The sequence below is a fragment of the Nocardioides pinisoli genome, from assembly GCF_024199985.1.
GTDB classification, from domain to species: Bacteria; Actinomycetota; Actinomycetes; order Propionibacteriales; family Nocardioidaceae; genus Nocardioides; species Nocardioides pinisoli.
On sequence record NZ_JANARS010000011.1, the window covers coordinates 43,616 to 60,935 of the forward strand.

Genomic DNA, 17,320 nt, shown 5'->3' on the forward strand with positions numbered 1-17,320 from the left:
CGTGGCCTCAGCCCGCCAGCGCGCCCGCGATCGCCTGCTCCAGCCGGTCCACGCCGTCGTGGAGCTCGGAGTCGGTGATGGTGAGGGGAGGCGCCATCCGGATCACACCACCCAGGCCGGGCAGCTGGACGATGTTGATGTGCAGCCCCAGCTCAAGCGCTGCCGCGGTCACGGCGCGGCCGAGGGCGTCGGCGGGCGTCCGGCTCTCCTTGTCGGTGACCAGCTCCACGCCCTGCAGCAGACCGCGACCGCGGACGTCGCCGACCACGTCGTAGCGCTCGTGCAGGTCGAGCAGCCGGTCGCCGAGCTCCTTGCCGAGCACCTTCGCCCGGTGGGCGAGACCCTCGCGCTCGACCACGTCGAGCACCGTCAGCGCGACGGCCGCGGCGAGCGGGTCGGAGGAGTGGGTGGTGAAGAAGAGGTGCCCACGCTCGTGGCAGCGCTCCTCGACCTCCGCGGAGGTCACCACCACCGCGACCGGCAGCCCGGCGCCGAGGGTCTTGGAGAGGGTGATGATGTCGGGCACCACGCCGTCGCGCTCGACGGCGTACATCGTGCCGGTGCGGCCGAGCCCCGTCTGGGCCTCGTCGACGACGAGCAGCATCCCGCGCTCGCGGCACTTCTCCTGCAGGCGGACGAGGTAGCCCTCGGGCAGCTCGAGGATCCCGCCGGAGGACAGGATCGGCTCGACGAGGCAGGCGGCGAGGCTGCCGGAGGACTGCCGGTCGAGGGTGGCGAAGCCCCACTCGAGCTCGGTCTCCCAGTCGTGGCTGCCGTCGGGGCGTCGGAAGGGCGAGCGGTAGGCGTCGGGCGCGGGGAGGGTGAGGTTGCCGACCGGCGGCGGGCCGTAGCCCTTCCGTCCGGCGGAGAACGTCGCCCCCGCCGCGCCCGTCGTCATGCCGTGCCACGACCGGTCGAGGGCGACGACCTCGTAGCCGCCCGTGAAGAGCTTGGCCATCTTGATCGCCGCCTCGTTGGCCTCGCCGCCGGTGCTGAGCAGCTGCATGCGGGTCAGCGGCTCCGGCAGGCTCGCCGCCAGGCGGCGGCCCAGCTCGACCACCGGCCGGCTGAGCATCCCGGAGTAGAGGTGGTCGAGCGTCGAGATCGACTCGGTGACCGTGCGCACCACCTCGGGGTGGGAGTGGCCGAGGACGGCGCTCATCTGGCCGGAGGTGAAGTCGAGGATCGCGCGGTCCTGCTCGTCGTAGACGTAGCAGCCGGCCGCCCGGGCGATCACCCGCGGCGTGAACCCACCGCCGTACCTGATCAGGTGCCGCTCGGCGTCCTGCCAGAAGGTGTCGTCTCCCATGCTGCCTCCCCGCTCGTCGGTCCGTGGGCACAGCCTCGCAAAGGACACGCCCGGGCACGAGACCCTAGAGTCGGCGCATGGCTCGATACGGCGCCCAGTTCGGACCCGACATCACCTTCCTCGGCGTCCCGGCGTGCGACCTCGACGACGAGACGACCTACGCCGACGCGGACGTCGTGGTCGTGGGCGCGCCCTTCGACGGCGGTACGTCGCACCGCCCGGGCACGCGCTTCGGTCCCCAGGCGATCCGGATGACCGACTACTTGCCCCACGACGGCTCGCGGCCCTCGCTGGCGCTGCGCACCGACGCGCTGCAGGACCTGCGGGTCGTCGACGCCGGCGACGTCGAGCTGCCGCCCGGCGACATCGAGACCACCCTCGGCCGGCTCGAGGCCGCGGTGGAGAAGGTCGCCCGGGCCGGCGCGATCCCGGTCGTGCTCGGCGGCGACCACTCGATCGCCTACCCCGACGCGAAGGGGGTGGCCAACGTGCTCGGCCACGGCCGGGTGTCGATGATCCACTTCGACGCCCACGCCGACACCGGCGACATCGAGTTCGGCTCGCTGTGGGGGCACGGCCAGCCGATGCGGCGGCTCATCGAGTCGGGCGCGCTGCGCGGCGACCGCTTCCTCCAGGTCGGGCTCCGCGGCTACTGGCCGGGACCGGGGACCCTCGACTGGATGGCCGCGGAGAACATGCGGTCCTACGAGATGACCGAGATCGTGCACCGCGGGCTCACGGAGTGCCTGACGGAGGCCTTCGGCATCGCGACCGACGAGTGCGAGGGCGTCTTCCTCTCCGTCGACATCGACGTGTGCGACCCCGGCCACGCGCCCGGGACCGGGACGCCGGAGCCCGGCGGGCTGTCCGCGCGCGAGCTGCTCGACTCCGTACGCCGCATCTGCCTCGAGCTGCCCGTCGTCGGGATCGACGTGGTGGAGGTCAGCCCGCCCTACGATCACGCCGACATCACCGCGGCCCTCGCCAACCGCGTCGTCCTCGAGGCGCTCTCCGCCATCGCGCGCCGGCGCCGCGACGAGCGCGACGGCACCACCTGGGATCCTGCCCGCCCGCTGCTCGACCGCTGACGACGTCGGGACGTCCGACGGCCCGGTCCGGGCCCTTCGGTCCCGCCGTCGCGGGTCGAGGACGCGCAGGCTGGAGGCTCCGACGAGCCACGGAGGTCCCGATGCTCCCCCAGCAGTACGTCCAGCACGACTGGTCGCCCACCCTCTTCGCGCTTGTGTTCCTGACCCTGGCGGTCCTCTTCGTGGTGGGCATGGGGCTGTTCCTGCTCGGGGCGAACCGCGAGCAGCGCGGCACGACCGCCCGCCACGCGCGCGCCCACGACAAGCACGGCCCGCTCCCGCACTGACGCGCCGCCTGCCCGGCGTCAGGTCAACAGCAGGGTCTCGACGAATGCCGTCGCGACCGCCGGTGCGTCGACGCCGACCACGACGTCGAGCAACCGGCCGTCGTCCGTCTCGGTGAGGTGGCCGCCGACCTGCCCCATCCGACGCGGCTCGACGTGGAAGAGGTGCGGGTGGGTCAGCAGCACCAGCGCTCCGGCGTCGCCGACGAGGTGGGCCCGGCGCACGGCGAGGAGCTCGCCGGCCAGGCTCGCGGCGGGCTGGCCGGACGACCTCACCCGGGCGACGTCGGCCGGCGGGACGGACACCTCCTGGAAGACGTCGGCGACGTAGAGGGTCGTCGGCCGGTCACCGGCGAGGACGCGCGCGGTCGCGACCGGGTCGTGGCCCGCGTTGGGCTCGGGCGGCTCCTCGGTGGCCAGCTCCCCGCCGACCAGGACGAGGTCGGTCGCCGCCGCGGCCGTGCCGGCGACGTTGGTGAGGGGAGCCAGACCCACGAGGGTGACCGGTCCGCCGTCGGCTGTCGCGCGCAGCACGGTCGCCGGGTCGTCGTACGACGGATCGGTGCCGGCCGGCATCAGCACGCCGCCCAGCCCGTCGGGGCCGTGGTCGGTGGGGCCGGGGCGGGGTCCGGCCCCGGCGAGGGTGCGGGTGGCGCCGACCGCCACCGGCACGTGATGCGCGCCGGCGCGTGCCAGGACGGCCAGGGAGCTGCGCGCTGCCACGTCGGCGGGCACGTTGCCCACGACCGTCGTGACGGCGCGCAGGTCGAGTGCCGGGCTCGCCACGGCGTAGAGGATCGCGAGCGCGTCGTCGATCCCGGTGTCGACGTCGAGGACGACCCGTCTCACGCGGCCACGGTAGCCGGAAGTGAGCGGCGCCCGACCGGCTAGACGCCGAGCCCCAGCAGCCCCAGCGGCTCGGTCATCTCGGCCTCCTCGTAGGCGAAGTGCGACTCCAGGTCGGTCCGCAGCTCGGCGACGGCCTCGACGAGCTCGGCGGCCCGGGTGGGGTCGGACCGCACGGCAAGCGCCAGGTCGTCGACCCGCTCGAGGTGGGCGTGCACCACGAGGTGCTCCTCGGCGAGCCGCTGCGCGACAGGAGCGTAGGTCTCCATCGTCGCGACCGCGGGGAACAGGTTCTGGTCCTCGATCGAGTGGTGCATGGTCAGGAAGCGGCACACCTGGCCGCACAGCCCGGCCACCTGCTGGGCCGTCAGCGACGGCGCCAGGTCGTGCACCCCGGCCCGTACGTCGTCGACGTCACCCGCCCCGTCCCGCACCGACTCCGCGGCCCGGGTCAGGGTCTCCAGCTGCTGGCGGAAGTGGTCGTGGATCATCCGCAGGTGGTCACCGGCCGCGCGCTGCCGCGGGGTCAGCTCGACCGATCCCGCGACGCGCGGGCGGGTGGCGTCATCGATGGGCGGCACGCCGCCGAGCCTAGGTCCCGGCGGGGAGACCAGGTACCCGCACATGCAGAACGGCCCGGTCGTGATGACCGGGCCGTCGTCCTGCGCGCCTGGTCCCGCTCGCTGCGCTCGCGAGCAGGCGCTTGCTCGGCGTCAACGAGACAGACCCACCGGGATGAAGCGTTCCGGTGGGTCTGTCTCGCTGAACCTCGCTGCGCGCCTGTAGGGATTCGAACCCCAAACCTTCTGATCCGTAGTCAGATGCTCTATCCGTTGAGCTACAGGCGCTCGTCCCGTGCGGCCGGATCGGCTGCGAGGACTGGTCGAGAATAGCCGACGGGGAGCGAGTCGGTGAAATCAGGGTCGGCGACCCCGCGCGGGACCTTCCTCGCCGGGTCGGGACTTCCGACCCCCGTCCCGCACCCGGACCGTGGCTTATGGTGCCTAGCACCCGCACCGCGGCGAGGCACCGCCGCACGACGAGAGGCAGCGCGATGGCAGATCTCGAGGCAGTCATGGACGAAGCCGGACTGACCAATCCCCAGGTCCGCGAGTTCGTGAAGGAGTACGCCGAGCTCACCGGCGCCGCGCAGGTCGAGGTGGTCAACGCCTCCGACGACGCGCGCCTCATCGAGGAGGCCGTCGCGGCCGGCGAGCTGCAGATGGCCGGTGAGGGGCGCTACTACTCCCGCAGCTACTACAAGGACACGGCCCGCTCCGAGGAGCGCACCATCGTCGCGACGAACGACGAGAAGGACCGCGGTGTCTACAACAACTGGCGTCCCGCCTCGGAGATGAAGCCGCTGCTCCACGACCGGATGCGGGGTGCGTCCGAGGGCAAGACGATGTACGTCATCCCCTACCTGATGGCCCCCGCGGGCAACCCGCTCGAGCCCTGGGCGGCCGGCGTCGAGCTCACCGACACCCGCACCGTCGTGCTCCACATGATCCGCATGGCCCGCGTCGGCGTGCAGTTCGTCAACGACCTCGAGGACCCCGACTCGTTCGTCCGCGCCGTGCACGTCACCGGCGACCTCGAGCACCTCGGCCAGGGCACCGCCGACGACCAGCGCTACTTCGTCACGGTCGCCGACGAGCGCACGATCCTCCACTTCGGGTCGTCCTACGGCGGCAACGCGCTGCTCGGCAAGATCGCCCACGGCCTGCGGCAGGGTGCGTACGACGGCTGGGCCAGCAGGAAGTTCCTGGCCGAGCAGTACATGCTCATCGGCATCCACGACAAGGAGACCGGCCGCACCTACCACGTCTGCGGCGGCTTCCCGAGCGCGTCGGGCAAGACCAACCTCGCGATGATGGCGGCTCCCGACGCGCTGGGCGACCGCTACCACGTGTCGTTCTACGGCGACGACATCGCGTGGCTGTGGGTCGACGAGGAGTCGGGTCGCCTCATGGGCATGAACCCGGAGTACGGCGTCTTCGGCGTCGCGAAGGACACCAACGAGACCACCAACCCCAACGCGCTGGCCTCGATCGCGGAGGGCACGCAGGCGATCTTCACCAACGTGGCCTACAACCCGTCGACGGGCGAGGTGTGGTGGGAGGGCAAGACGCCCAAGCCGCCGACCGACGTCCGCGGCTGGCTGGACTGGACGGGATCGCCGCTGGCCGACCGCAAGGACAACGACACCGCGGCCTGGGCGCACCCCAACAGCCGCTTCACCACGACGCTGGACAACGTGCCCAACATCGCCCCCGACTACGACGCACCGGCCGGCGTGCCGATCGACGCCATCATCTTCGGCGGCCGCACCAGCGACCGCGAGCCGCTGATCCGGGCGATCAACGACCTCGCCGAGGGGGTCTACGACGGCCTCACGCTGGGCGCCGAGGCCACCTTCGCCGCGGAGGGCGTGGACGGCCAGCTCCGCTACGACCCGATGTCCAACCGTCCGTTCATGGCCTACGGCGAGGGCGACTACGCCCGCCACTACCTCGACGTCGTCGGGTCGGCGAAGGAGCAACCGATCTTCGCCCACGTCAACTGGTTCCAGAAGGACCCGGACGACGGGCACTTCCTCTGGCCCGGCTACCGCGACAACCTGCGCCCGCTGCTGTGGCTGCTGCAGCTGAAGAACGGCGAGGTCGAGGGCCGCCGCACGGCGGTCGGGATCCTGCCGACCGAGGAGGAGCTCGACCTCTCCGGGATGGACGTCCCCGCCGCGGACCTCGACCGCATCCTCACGATCGACAAGGAGCGCTGGCAGCAGGAGATGGGCTTCCGCGAGGAGCACCTGGCGCAGTTCGACCGGATGCCCGAGGAGATCTGGGAGGCCCACCGCCGGGTCGCCGCCGACCTCGACTCCACGGACTGACCCCGCGAGGTCGCCCCCGCCACTAGGCTGGCGGGGTGCGACGTCGTGTCTCGGGGACCGCCGCACCCAGGTCCTCCTCCTCACCCTCAGACCTCAGGCGAGGCAGCCCCGCCCTGGCCGCGCCCTTCGGGCTCGTGGCCGCGCTGGGCCTCGTCACCGTGGCGCTGCCGCCCTACGAGCGGCCCTGGTGGGTGGCGGGCCTCGCCGCCCTCGTGCTGGCGCTGGTCGTGACGATCTTCGTCGTGAGCCGGCGCCGGTCGGAGCGCACCTGGCTGCACCCGCTGGCCGTGTACCTGATGTTCCTCTACGCCGGGCTCGTCAACGACGCAGCGGGGGCCGGCAGCGGCGGGTCGTCCTCGGGCATGACGGTCCTGCTGCTGGTGCCCATCCTCTGGATGGCGATCACCGGCACCCCACGAGAGCTCTGGACCGCCAGCGGTCTCGCCGTCGCCACCCTCGTCCTGCCGGTCCTGGTGATCGGGCCGCCCGAGTACACGCTCGGGGACTGGCGCCGGGCGCTGATGTGGGGCGCCGTCGCACTGGTCCTCGCACCCGTCCTGCAACGGATCGTGCGCGACCTCGAGCGGCAGAGCCGCCGCGCCCGCGTCTCCAACGAGCGGGTCGAGAAGCTGTTCGACGACGCCCCGCACGGGGTCGCGCTCCTCGACCCGTCCGGCACCATCATCCGCGTCAACATCTCGATGGCGGTCCTCGTCGGCCTCGACCCGCCCGAGATGGTCGGTCACCGCCTCGCCGACTTCGAGACGCCCGGCGAGACCAGGATCGAGGACCACCTCGGCCGGCTGATGCTCTACCGCGGCGACTCCCTGCAGTCGGAGTGCAGCTTCCGCGACTCCGGCGGCAACGACGTCAACGTCTCCCTCAGCAGCACAGTGGTGGGTGACGCGCAGATGGGCGAGATCGTGATGGTCAACGTCGTCGACATCTCCGACCGCCGCCGCTACCTCGACCGGCTCGCCCACCTCGCGGACCACGACGTCCTCACGGGCCTGGCCAACCGCCGTCGCTTCGAGAGCGAGCTCGACCGCCACCTCGACCGCTGCCGACGCCACGGCCCCACCGGGGCCCTGCTGCTCCTCGACCTCGACAACTTCAAGCAGGTCAACGACACGCTCGGCCACAACGCCGGCGACCAGCTCCTCGTCACCATCGCGGGGCTGCTGCGTCGCTCGATCCGCAGCACCGACGTCGTGGCCCGCCTCGGCGGCGACGAGTTCGCCATCCTGCTGACCGACTGCGAGCAGGCCGACGCCGAGCGCGTGGCCAACCTCGTCGTCGAACGCATCGCCACCCACGCCGCCACCCTCGATGGCGTGGCCCGCCGGGTCACCGCCAGCGTCGGAGCGGTGACGTTCCGGGCCGCCTCCGAGCACGCCGCCGACGTGCTCGCCCTCGCGGACATGACGATGTACGACGCCAAGGACGCCGGCCGCAACCAGGTGGTGGTGCTGTCGGAGGGCGACGAGCGCGGGCCGCGCACCGCCGCCCGCCTGCACTGGCAGGACCGCATCGAGGGCGCGCTCGCCGAGGACCGGTTCGAGCTGCACCTGCAGCCGATCATGGACATCGCCACCGGCCGGATCACCTCGGCCGAGGTGCTGCTGCGCCTGCGCGACGAGGGCGAGCTCGTGCCGCCGTCCCGGTTCGTCTACATCGCCGAGCGCGTGGGCCTCATGCCGCAGGTCGACGCGTGGGTGGTCGACAGGAGCCTGGAGCTGCTGGCCCGGATCCGCCGCGAGCACGACGCGACCTTCGAGCTCGAGGTCAACCTGTCGGGCCACTCCATCGGCAACCCCGACATCGAGAAGGCGATCGTCGCCTCGCTCGAGAGGCACGGCGTCGACCCGTCGGCCCTCATCCTCGAGATCACCGAGACCGCGGCGGTGGCCGACGTGGCCCTGGCCCGCACCTTCGCCGAGAGGATGACCGAGCTGGGCTGCGCCTTCGCGCTCGACGACTTCGGGGCCGGCTTCGGCTCGTTCTACTACCTCAAGCACCTGATCTTCGACTACGTGAAGATCGACGGGGAGTTCGTGGCCCACGTCCACGAGTCGGCGGTCGACCGCACCATCATGCGCTCGATCGTCGGCATCGCCCGTGACCTGGGCAAGCGCACGGTGGCCGAGTTCGTCTCGGAGCCGGAGATCCTCCAGGTGTGCCGCGACGAGGGCGTCGACTTCGCCCAGGGCTACCTGATCGGCAGGCCCGTGCCCTACGACGAGTTCGTCCGCGACTTCCTGCCATCCGTCGTCGCGTTGGCGCCGAACGACTGAACGGTCCGGCGCTCGCGCGCCTGACGGGACGAGGAGGATCCGCACATGCAGTGGCTGCAACGGTCGGTGGGCCTGGCGATCATCGGGTCGGCGACCCTGGGCGCGGGCGCGCTGTGGGCGGCGGTCGCCGCGGGCGACCCCGAGGTGGGTCGTGCCCCCGACGAGGGGGTGCTGTTCGGCATCTGGCGGGTCTTCTACGACACCGCGATGCCCTCGCCCCGGGTGCTGCTCGCAGCGGTCGGTGTCGCCCTGCTCCTCGCTGCCGGGGTGGCCGGCATCGAGCGGCGACTGCTCACCCGGGCCCGCCGCAGCGAGGACGGCAACCGGATGCCCCTGGCGCCCAAGCTCGTGATGACCGAGACCCGTGGCGCGTACGCCGGTCCGGTGACGATCACGGTTCTCATCCCGGCGCACAACGAGGAGAGCTGCATCGCCGAGACCCTGGCGTCCCTGCAGTCGCAGTCGCTGCCGCCGGCCCGGATCGTGGTCGTCGCCGACAACTGCACCGACGGGACGGTCCGCCTGGCCCGGGAGGCCGGCGTCGACGTCTTCGAGACGGTGGCCAACACGCACAAGAAGGCGGGCGGCCTCAACCAGGCGCTCGCCGAGGTCCTGCCCGGGCAGGGCGACAACGACTGCGTGATGATCATGGACGCCGACACCACGCTGGACGCCGGCTTCCTCGAGGGCGCGGCCCGCCGGCTGACCGACGACCGTGCCCTGATGGCCGTCGGCGGCCTCTTCTACGGCGAGGACGGCTTCGGCCTGATCGGCCAGTTCCAGCGCAACGAGTACACCCGCTACCAGCGCGACCTGCGCCGCCGCCGGGGCCGCGTGTTCGTGCTGACCGGCACCGCGTCGGTGTTCCGTCCGCGTGCGCTGCGCGCCGTGGCCGAGGAGCGGGGCAAGATCCTGCCCGGCGTCCCGGGCGACGTCTACGACACCGTCGCCCTGACCGAGGACAACGAGCTGACGATCGCGCTCAAGACCCTCGGCGCGCTGATGATCTCGCCCAGCGAGTGCACCGTGGTCACCGAGGTGATGCCGACGTGGCGGGCCCTCTGGGCCCAGCGGCTGCGCTGGCAGCGCGGCGCCCTGGAGAACCTCGCCGCCTACGGGCTGCGTCCCCAGACCTTCCGCTACTGGATGCAGCAGCTGGGCATCGGCTACGGCGTGATCGCCCTCGGGTCCTACCTGGCGCTCATCATCCTGATGGTGCTCGCGACCTCCAACTGGGTGTGGTTCCCGTTCTGGATCGGCATCGGCCTCGTCTTCACCCTCGAGCGGGTCGTGACGGTGTGGCGCGGCGGCTGGAAGGCGCGGCTGCTGGGGCTGTCCCTCTTCCCCGAGCTCTTCTACGCGATGTTCCTCAACGTCGTCTACCTCAAGGGCATCTGGGACCTGTCCCTGGCCCGGCAGGCGGCGTGGAAGCACGTCGTGCAGACCGGCTCCGGCGTACGGGTGGAGAGCTGACGTGCTGACTGTCGTCCCGATGGGCGTGCTGCTGCCCGACAGCATCCTGCGCAACGAGGTCATCGCCGTGCTGGCGGCCTTCGTCGCCATCAACACGATGGTCTACGTCACGCTCGCCGTGGCCAAGATCCTGCCCAAGTTCTACCTCCGCGACTGGCTCGCGGCGAGCAACCGTCGCTCGGAGACCCGGAGCATCCACCCCGACGCCCCGGTCGGCGGACCGACCGGAGGCTCGCTGGGCGACCGCCTCGCCCAGCCGCACCGACGCCGGGAGCAGTAGCGAGACCCACGTCACACATCTGTGATCGATCCAATATGTGCGCCGATTCACGAGCGTTAACGTCCGCGACAAGTCGCCGACAACGAGGCCGCGCGAACAACCCGCGACGCAAGCTGTGAGGAACCGGCATGACCGCAACGATCGACACCCAGACGACGCCACCCACCACCCACGCAGGCATCCTCGCCTGGGTCACCGAGGTGGCCGAGCTGACCCAGCCCGACGCCATCCACTGGTGCACCGGCTCCGACGAGGAGTGGGCGCAGCTCACCGCGGCCCTCGAGGCCACCGGGACCTTCACCCGCCTCAACCCCGACGTGATGCCCAACTCGTTCCACGCGGCCTCCGACCCCACCGACGTGGCGCGCGTCGAGGACCGCACCTACATCTGCTCGGTCGACGAGCGTGACGCCGGCCCCACCAACAACTGGATGGACCCGGCGAAGATGAAGGACCTCATGCGCGGGCTCTACGCCGGCTGCATGCGCGGTCGCACGATGTACGTCATCCCGTTCGTGATGGGCCACCTGGAGGCCGAGCACCCGATGTTCGGCGTCGAGGTCACCGACTCGGCCTACGTCACCGTCTCCATGCGCGTGATGGCCCGCATGGGCACCGACGTGCTGCGCCGCGTCGAGGAGCTCGAGGCCGCCGGCGAGGACCCGAAGTGGGTGCCCGCCCTGCACTCGGTCGGCATGCCGCTCGAGCCCGGCCAGGCCGACGTCGCGTGGCCGTGCAACGACACCAAGTACATCGTCCAGTTCCCCGAGGAGCGGATGATCTGGAGCTTCGGCTCGGGCTACGGCGGCAACGCCCTGCTCGGCAAGAAGTGCTACGCGCTGCGCATCGCCTCCGTCATGGCGCGCGACGAGGGCTGGCTCGCCGAGCACATGCTCATCCTCAAGCTCACCTCGCCGCAGGGCGTGACCAAGTACGTCGCCGCCGCGTTCCCGAGCGCGTGCGGCAAGACCAACCTCGCGATGCTCAAGCCCACCATCCCCGGCTGGACGGTCGAGGCGATCGGTGACGACATCGCGTGGATGCGCATCGGCGAGGACGGCCGCCTGTGGGCGGTCAACCCGGAGTTCGGCTTCTTCGGCGTCGCGCCCGGCACCAACGAGCACACCAACCCGCACGCGATGGAGACCATCCGCAAGGGCAACTCGGTCTTCACCAACGTCGCGCTGACCCCCGACGGCAACGTGTGGTGGGAGGGCCTGGAGAACACCCCGGCCGAGGCCACCAGCTGGAAGGGCGAGCGGTGGACGCCGGAGCTCGCCGAGGAGACGGGTGAGCTGTCCAGCCACGCCAACAGCCGCTACTGCACCCCGATCAAGCAGTGCTCGATCCTCGCCGACGAGTACGACGACCCGCGCGGCGTGCCGATCGACGCCATCCTCTTCGGTGGCCGTCGCAAGACCACCATCCCGCTGGTGACCGAGGCCCGCGACTGGAACCACGGCACCTTCATGGGTGCCACGCTCTCCTCGGAGACCACCGCCGCCGCCGTCGGCGCCGTGGGTGTGGTCCGCCGCGACCCGATGGCCATGCTGCCCTTCATCGGCTACAACGCCGGCGACTACTTCGGCCACTGGGTGGGCATCGGCAAGGACAACGACGCCGCCAAGCTGCCCAAGATCTTCTACGTCAACTGGTTCCGCCGCGGCGACGACGGCGGCTTCCTCTGGCCGGGCTTCGGCGAGAACAGCCGCGTCCTCAAGTGGGTCATCGAGCGCATCGACGGCCAGGCCGCCGCCGTGGAGACCCCCATCGGCCACGTGCCGGCGCCGGGCTCGCTCGACATCGACGGCCTCGACCTGACCGAGGAGGAGCTCGCCCAGGCCCTCGCCGTCGACGCCGAGGAGTGGAAGGCCGAGCTGCCGCAGATCCAGGAGTGGTTCGAGAAGTTCGGCGACGACCTGCCCGCCGTGCTCTGGAGCGAGCTCGACACGCTCAAGGCGCGCCTCGACGCCTGAGCCACGCACCACGACACCGACCCGCCGACCGGTTCCCCGGGCGGCGGGTCGGTGCGTCGCGGGCCCGTCCGTGACGGTGACGCCCGGGAAGGGTGTGGCACCATCCTCCCCACGGAGATGTCGGTCGAGCGGAGTGAGCCATGCCCTTGGGGCCTGATGAGCGGACCCTCTTCGAGGAGCAGGGGACGCCTCTCTACGAGGAGATCGTGACGTCCGGTGGCCTCAACGCCTCCGACGCGCGCATCGTCGCGGGGGGCGAGCTGCACGCCGCCTTCGCCCTGCTGGTCGACGTCGGCCTCGTGACCAGGAGCGACGACGGCCTCACCTGGACCGCCGTCGACCCGGCCGCGGTGCAGGCTCGCGTCGTCGCCCCGCTCGGGCAGCAGGGCGCCGAGCTCATCGCCGAGTCGGCCCACTGGGCCCACGCGTTCAGCGCCGTCTCGCACGTGTGGCGTCGCTCCCCGAGCGCCGTAGGCGGTCCCTTCGCGGAGATCCGCGGGCTGGCGACCATCGGCACGTTCCTCGCCTCACTGGTCAGCGACGCCGAGGAGGAGCTGCTGACCGCCCAGCCGCAGTACCGCCGGGGCGTCAAGCAGCTCGACGCCGGTGTCGGTGCGCGCGACATCGCTGCCCTCAAGCGGGGCGTCAAGATGCGCACGCTCTACCAGCACGCCGCGCGGCGCAGCGCGGACACCCGCAAGTACGTCGCCGCGGTGACCGCGGCCGGAGCGGAGGTGCGCACGCTCGACGAGTTCTTCAACCGCCTCATCGTGGTCGACCGGCGGGTGGCACTGATCCCCAGCCACGAGGGCACCGACGCCGCGATGGTCATCAGCGACAAGTCGATGGTCGGCTACCTCGTCGACATGTTCGAGCGGCACTGGGAGCGCGCCCGCCCCTTCACCAGCAGCGAGACCTCGCTGATGCGTGACATCGCCGCCGAGCAGCGGGCGATGACGATCCGGATGCTCCTCGAGGGTCGTGCCGACCCGGCCGGCGCCAAGCGCCTCGGCGTGAGCCCGCGGACCTATGCGGCCTACGTCGCGGACCTCAAGAGCGAGTTCGAGGTGGAGACGAGGTTCCAGCTGGGCTACGAGATGGGCAAGCGCGGCATCTCGGGCCGGGAGGCGGACAGTCCGTCCGCCTGACTCGCCTCGCTCGACTCTCTCCGGGGCGCCCTGCGCCCGCGTCACCCCCGGCTCAGGAAAAGGGGGAGGGCAGCACCTCTGGAGAGGTGCTGCCCTCATGCCGGGACGGGCCTGTGGGGGAGGCCGTCGGACCAGAACTCGTGGGGGGTTGAGGGGTCCGTGTCCCAGCTCTTCGTTGCGTGCCCATCATGGCACGACTGGCTTCGGATCAGCGGATGACGGTCCGCCCCCAGCTGGTGTCGACGGCCTGGGCCGGCGCGGCGCCGATGGCGGCGACACCGAATCCGAGGACTGCCACGAGTGCGGCGGCGGCGATACGACGTACTGGGCTCATGGGGTTTCCACCTCTTGGTCTGTCACAGGGGATGACGCCTTTCATTGTCGCCCACCGCGCGCAGCCGCGTCCCGTCCAGTCGACTGCAGGTCTGTGCATTGCAGGTTCCTGCAAATGCAGGCGCGATGAACCATGTCGGCCCCCTCCGGTGGAGGGGGCCGACACTGGCGGAGGCGGAGGGATTTGAACCCTCGATGGGGTTTTAGCCCCAAACCCGCTTAGCAGGCGGGCGCCATAGACCGGACTAGGCGACGCCTCCATGCCCGACCGGGGCCGGGCGCACAGAAGGTTACAAGGCCCGGCGCGCGTGCGCCGAATCAGGTCACAGTTTCCTGAGGCCGTGTCCGCGCTGGAGGTGGTCCTGGACGTCGCGCACGAAGGCCTCGCGGTCCACCGCGAGCATCTCGACGGGGATCGTGGTCGTACGTCCGTCGCGCAGCCGCAGGACCACCACGGGCGCCTCGGCGACCGTCGTGGTGACGGCGTCCTCGACGTCCTTCCACCGCGCCGCCGCCGCGCCGACGCCACGCACCCACTGCACCCGGTAGCCCTCGGGCGTCATCCGCACCACCCAGCCCTTCGTGCGCCACGCCCACCAGCAGGCGACGAGCACCGCCACCGTGAGCAGGACCGGGACGAGCAGGAGGACCGTGTGCAGGTCGAGCACCGCGATCGCCAGCGTGCACGCCAGGATGAGGACGGCGACCGCGCAGAGCACGACGCCGAGCAGCCGCGCGGCGACTGCGGGGGCGAGGCGGTGGACGGTGGCGGTCTCGGTCGTCACACCCCGGATTTCACCACGCGAGCGGTCGGCCGCCTGCGCTCGGGTCCATCACTCCTCTCCGGGCGACGCGTGCCCCGGCCGTTGGGTAGAGTCCCGCGGTGTGCGGCGCCCCGGCGTCGTACGAGGAGGGGTGCCGGAGCGGCCGATCGGAACCGCCTTGAAAGCGGTCGTAGGGAGACCTACCGCGGGTTCGAATCCCGCCCCCTCTGCCAAGCCGAAGCGGAGCGAGGCGCCGGGCTGAGGGGGCGTCGATCCCGCCACTTGCCCCTGTAACGCCGGGTTAGCGGCTGTACCCACCCCCTTGCAAGGGGGTGGGTACAGGCGGTAACCCGGCGTTACAGCGACGGATAGGCTCGCGGGGTGACGACGAGCTGGTTCACCTCGCCCGACGACGCCGCGGCCCGGCTGCGCGAGTCCGGCTACCTCACCGACGACGCCACGGCGCTGACGGCCTACCTCGCGGGGGCGCTGGAGAAGCCGTTGCTCATCGAGGGCCCGGCGGGTGTCGGCAAGACCGAGCTCGCCAAGGCGGTGGCGCGCGCGACGGGCGCGGAGCTCATCCGGCTGCAGTGCTACGAGGGCCTCGACGAGGCGCGCGCCCTCTACGAGTGGAACTACAAGAAGCAGCTGCTCCGGATCCAGGCGAGCGGTGGTGACCAGGCGTGGAGCGAGACCCACGACGACATCTTCACCGAGGAGTTCCTGCTGAGCCGCCCGCTGCTCAGCGCCATCCGGCGTGACGGGCCGACCGTGCTGCTGGTCGACGAGGTCGACAAGACCGACATCGAGGTCGAGGGGCTGCTGCTGGAGGTGCTGAGCGACTTCCAGGTCACCATCCCCGAGCTGGGCACGGTCTCGGCCACGCGCCGCCCGTTCGTCGTGCTGACCTCCAACGCCAGCCGTGAGCTGTCGGAGGCGGTCAAGCGCCGCTGCCTCTTCCTGCACCTCGACTACCCCGACGCCGAGCGCGAGCGCGCGATCGTCACCGGCCAGGTGCCACGCCTCGACGACAAGGTCGTCGCCCAGCTGGTCGACGTCGTCGTACGGCTGCGTGAGCTCGAGCTCAAGAAGGCCCCCTCGATCGCGGAGTCCGTCGACTGGGCGCGCACCCTGGTGGCGCTGCAGGTGGGCGACCTCGACGAGGCGACGGTCGCCCGCACGCTCGGCGTCGTGCTCAAGCACGCCTCCGACCAGCAGCGAGCGGCCAGGGAGCTCAAGCTGGCCGCGGGATGAGCCTCCTCGACACCCACATCGGCTTCGTGGAGGCCCTGCGCTCCGCGGGCCTGTCGGTGTCGCTGGCCGAGGGACTCGACGCGATCAGCGCGCTGGAGAAGGTGCACTGGCACGACCGGGAGACCGTGCGCGCCGCCTACGCCGCCACGCTCGTGAAGCGGCAGCCGCAACGGGTCACCTTCGACGCGGTGTTCGACATCTACTTCCCGCGGCTCATCGGCAGCGGCGTCGCCGGGGACGGCCTCGAGCCGGCGTCGGGCCCTCAGGACACCGGCCCCGACCTGGAGCGCTTCCGGGAGGCGCTGGCCGACGCGCTCGCCTCCGGCGACCTGCAGGCCCAGGACGGCCGCACGCTTCAGGACCTGGCGGCCGAGGCGGTCGCCCGGTTCGGGGCGATGCCCGGTCGCGGACCGGGCCTGTCGAGCTGGTCGGCCTACACCTCGCTGCAGCGGGTGTCGCCCGCCGAGCTGGTCGACCGGATCGTGCAGGGGCTGCTCGGCCAGGGGCTGGGGGACGACGAGGCCCAGCGCGTGGCCGGACGACGCGTCGGTGACTTCACCCGGCTGGTCGAGGGGGACGCCCGGCGCCGGATCGCCGAGGAGAAGGGACCCGAGCACGTCGCCGACGTCACCGTGCGGCCCACCATCGACCGGCTCGACTTCACCGCCGCCCGGCGCAGCGACCTCGACGAGATGCGCCGCGAGATCTACCCGCTCGCCCGTCGGCTCGCCGCCCGGCTGACCAAGGAGCAGCACGCCCGCCGGCGCGGACCCCTCGACGTACGCCGCACCGTGCGCGCCTCGATCGCCACGGGCGGCGTGCCGCTGACCACCCACCACCGGCCGAAGCGCCCGCACCGGACCGACCTCGTCGTGCTGTGCGACGTGAGCGGCTCGGTCGCCAACTTCGCGCAGTTCACCCTGCTGCTGGTGTTCGCGCTGCGCGAGGCGTTCAGCGGCGTGCGCGCGTTCACCTTCGTCGACGACGTCGTCGAGGTCAGCGACAGCTTCCGCCCGGGCGCCGACGTGGTCGAGGTCATGGAGTCGCTCGCCGGGCGCATCTCCCACGCCGCGCTGTGGGGGCGCACCAACTACGGCCGGGCGCTGACCCGCTTCGCCGAGGAGCACCCCGACGCCGTCGGACCGCGCTCCTCGCTGCTCGTCCTGGGGGACGGCAGGTCCAACTACAGCGACCTGGCGCTGCCGGTGCTCGCCGACCTCGCCGGGCGCGCGCGGCACGCGTGGTGGCTCAACCCGGAGCACCCCCGTCACTGGGGCACGGGCGACAGCGCGGCTGACCGCTACGGCGAGGTGGTGCCGATGGTGGAGTGCCGCAACCTCGCCCAGCTCGGCGAGTTCGTGCACGGCATCGTCTGACC

At 71.7% G+C, this 17,320-nt stretch carries 15 protein-coding genes and 3 tRNA genes; 11 read left to right on the forward strand and 7 right to left on the reverse strand.

Translation table 11 applies throughout. The annotated features are described in order from the left end of the window. Window positions 1-7: 7 nt before the first annotated feature. Complete coding sequence (locus tag NCI01_RS19745) at window positions 8-1,309, reverse strand: aspartate aminotransferase family protein (RefSeq protein WP_254183208.1); 1,302 nt, start codon at window positions 1,307-1,309, stop codon at window positions 8-10. A 77-nt stretch (window positions 1,310-1,386) separates the two neighbouring features. Between NCI01_RS19745 and speB the strand changes: the two genes are divergently transcribed. Further along, window positions 1,387-2,397 carry an agmatinase gene (gene speB / locus NCI01_RS19750; RefSeq protein ID WP_254183209.1) on the forward strand — a complete coding sequence of 337 codons (1,011 nt, stop codon included), beginning with the start codon at window positions 1,387-1,389 and terminating at the stop codon, window positions 2,395-2,397. Window positions 2,398-2,498: 101 nt separating this feature from the next. Beyond that, on the forward strand, window positions 2,499-2,684 hold the full coding sequence (locus NCI01_RS19755; protein ID WP_254183210.1) for a hypothetical protein: 186 nt from the start codon (window positions 2,499-2,501) through the stop codon (window positions 2,682-2,684). A gap of 18 nt (window positions 2,685-2,702) precedes the next feature. On the opposite strand, the gene NCI01_RS19760 is transcribed toward NCI01_RS19755, so the two are convergent. The 3 genes from NCI01_RS19760 to NCI01_RS19770 form a co-directional block, all read right to left on the reverse strand. Next, window positions 2,703-3,530 (reverse strand): nucleoside hydrolase, encoded by an 828-nt coding sequence (locus tag NCI01_RS19760; RefSeq protein WP_254183211.1) that lies wholly within the window; start codon window positions 3,528-3,530, stop codon window positions 2,703-2,705. Between the two features lie 38 nt (window positions 3,531-3,568). After that, window positions 3,569-4,108 carry a hemerythrin domain-containing protein gene (locus tag NCI01_RS19765; protein ID WP_254183212.1) on the reverse strand — a complete coding sequence of 180 codons (540 nt, stop codon included), beginning with the start codon at window positions 4,106-4,108 and terminating at the stop codon, window positions 3,569-3,571. Between the two features lie 194 nt (window positions 4,109-4,302). Further along, window positions 4,303-4,375: transfer RNA gene (locus tag NCI01_RS19770), tRNA-Arg, on the reverse strand. 206 nt (window positions 4,376-4,581) lie between these two features. Here NCI01_RS19770 and NCI01_RS19775 point away from each other — a divergent pair. The 6 genes from NCI01_RS19775 (at window position 4,582) to NCI01_RS19800 (ending at window position 13,591) form a co-directional block, all read left to right on the forward strand. Continuing rightward, on the forward strand, window positions 4,582-6,420 hold the full coding sequence (locus tag NCI01_RS19775; RefSeq protein WP_254183213.1) for a phosphoenolpyruvate carboxykinase (GTP): 1,839 nt from the start codon (window positions 4,582-4,584) through the stop codon (window positions 6,418-6,420). Window positions 6,421-6,455: 35 nt separating this feature from the next. Next, window positions 6,456-8,714, forward strand: a complete 2,259-nt coding sequence (locus NCI01_RS19780) for a putative bifunctional diguanylate cyclase/phosphodiesterase (protein WP_254183214.1) — start codon at window positions 6,456-6,458, stop codon at window positions 8,712-8,714. 45 nt (window positions 8,715-8,759) lie between these two features. Further along, window positions 8,760-10,187, forward strand: coding sequence for a glycosyltransferase family 2 protein (locus tag NCI01_RS19785; RefSeq protein WP_254183215.1), 1,428 nt, complete (start codon window positions 8,760-8,762; stop codon window positions 10,185-10,187). Between the two features lies 1 nt (window position 10,188). Next, complete coding sequence (locus NCI01_RS19790) at window positions 10,189-10,467, forward strand: hypothetical protein (protein WP_254183216.1); 279 nt, start codon at window positions 10,189-10,191, stop codon at window positions 10,465-10,467. 128 nt (window positions 10,468-10,595) lie between these two features. Next, window positions 10,596-12,443 (forward strand): phosphoenolpyruvate carboxykinase (GTP), encoded by a 1,848-nt coding sequence (locus NCI01_RS19795; protein WP_254183217.1) that lies wholly within the window; start codon window positions 10,596-10,598, stop codon window positions 12,441-12,443. 140 nt (window positions 12,444-12,583) lie between these two features. Further along, window positions 12,584-13,591, forward strand: a complete 1,008-nt coding sequence (locus NCI01_RS19800; RefSeq protein ID WP_254183218.1) for a TrmB family transcriptional regulator — start codon at window positions 12,584-12,586, stop codon at window positions 13,589-13,591. Between the two features lie 208 nt (window positions 13,592-13,799). Here NCI01_RS19800 and NCI01_RS22460 read toward each other — a convergent pair whose 3' ends face one another. The 3 genes from NCI01_RS22460 to NCI01_RS19810 all read right to left on the reverse strand — a co-directional run bounded on the left by NCI01_RS22460 (window position 13,800) and on the right by NCI01_RS19810 (window position 14,709). Next, window positions 13,800-13,925: a hypothetical protein gene (locus NCI01_RS22460; RefSeq protein ID WP_299931283.1), complete on the reverse strand. Its 126-nt coding sequence runs from the start codon at window positions 13,923-13,925 to the stop codon at window positions 13,800-13,802. Window positions 13,926-14,090: 165 nt separating this feature from the next. Next, window positions 14,091-14,184, reverse strand: a tRNA-Ser gene (locus tag NCI01_RS19805). 63 nt (window positions 14,185-14,247) lie between these two features. Beyond that, on the reverse strand, window positions 14,248-14,709 hold the full coding sequence (locus NCI01_RS19810; protein ID WP_254183219.1) for a hypothetical protein: 462 nt from the start codon (window positions 14,707-14,709) through the stop codon (window positions 14,248-14,250). Between the two features lie 124 nt (window positions 14,710-14,833). Between NCI01_RS19810 and NCI01_RS19815 the strand changes: the two genes are divergently transcribed. The 3 genes from NCI01_RS19815 to NCI01_RS19825 all read left to right on the forward strand — a co-directional run bounded on the left by NCI01_RS19815 (window position 14,834) and on the right by NCI01_RS19825 (window position 17,318). Continuing rightward, window positions 14,834-14,921: transfer RNA gene (locus NCI01_RS19815), tRNA-Ser, on the forward strand. A 148-nt stretch (window positions 14,922-15,069) separates the two neighbouring features. Beyond that, window positions 15,070-15,942 carry an AAA family ATPase gene (locus NCI01_RS19820; RefSeq protein WP_254183220.1) on the forward strand — a complete coding sequence of 291 codons (873 nt, stop codon included), beginning with the start codon at window positions 15,070-15,072 and terminating at the stop codon, window positions 15,940-15,942. Beyond that, on the forward strand, window positions 15,939-17,318 hold the full coding sequence (locus NCI01_RS19825) for a vWA domain-containing protein (protein ID WP_254183221.1): 1,380 nt from the start codon (window positions 15,939-15,941) through the stop codon (window positions 17,316-17,318). Before NCI01_RS19820 ends, NCI01_RS19825 begins: the two co-directional genes overlap by 4 nt. The last annotated feature ends 2 nt before the right edge of the window (window positions 17,319-17,320 follow it).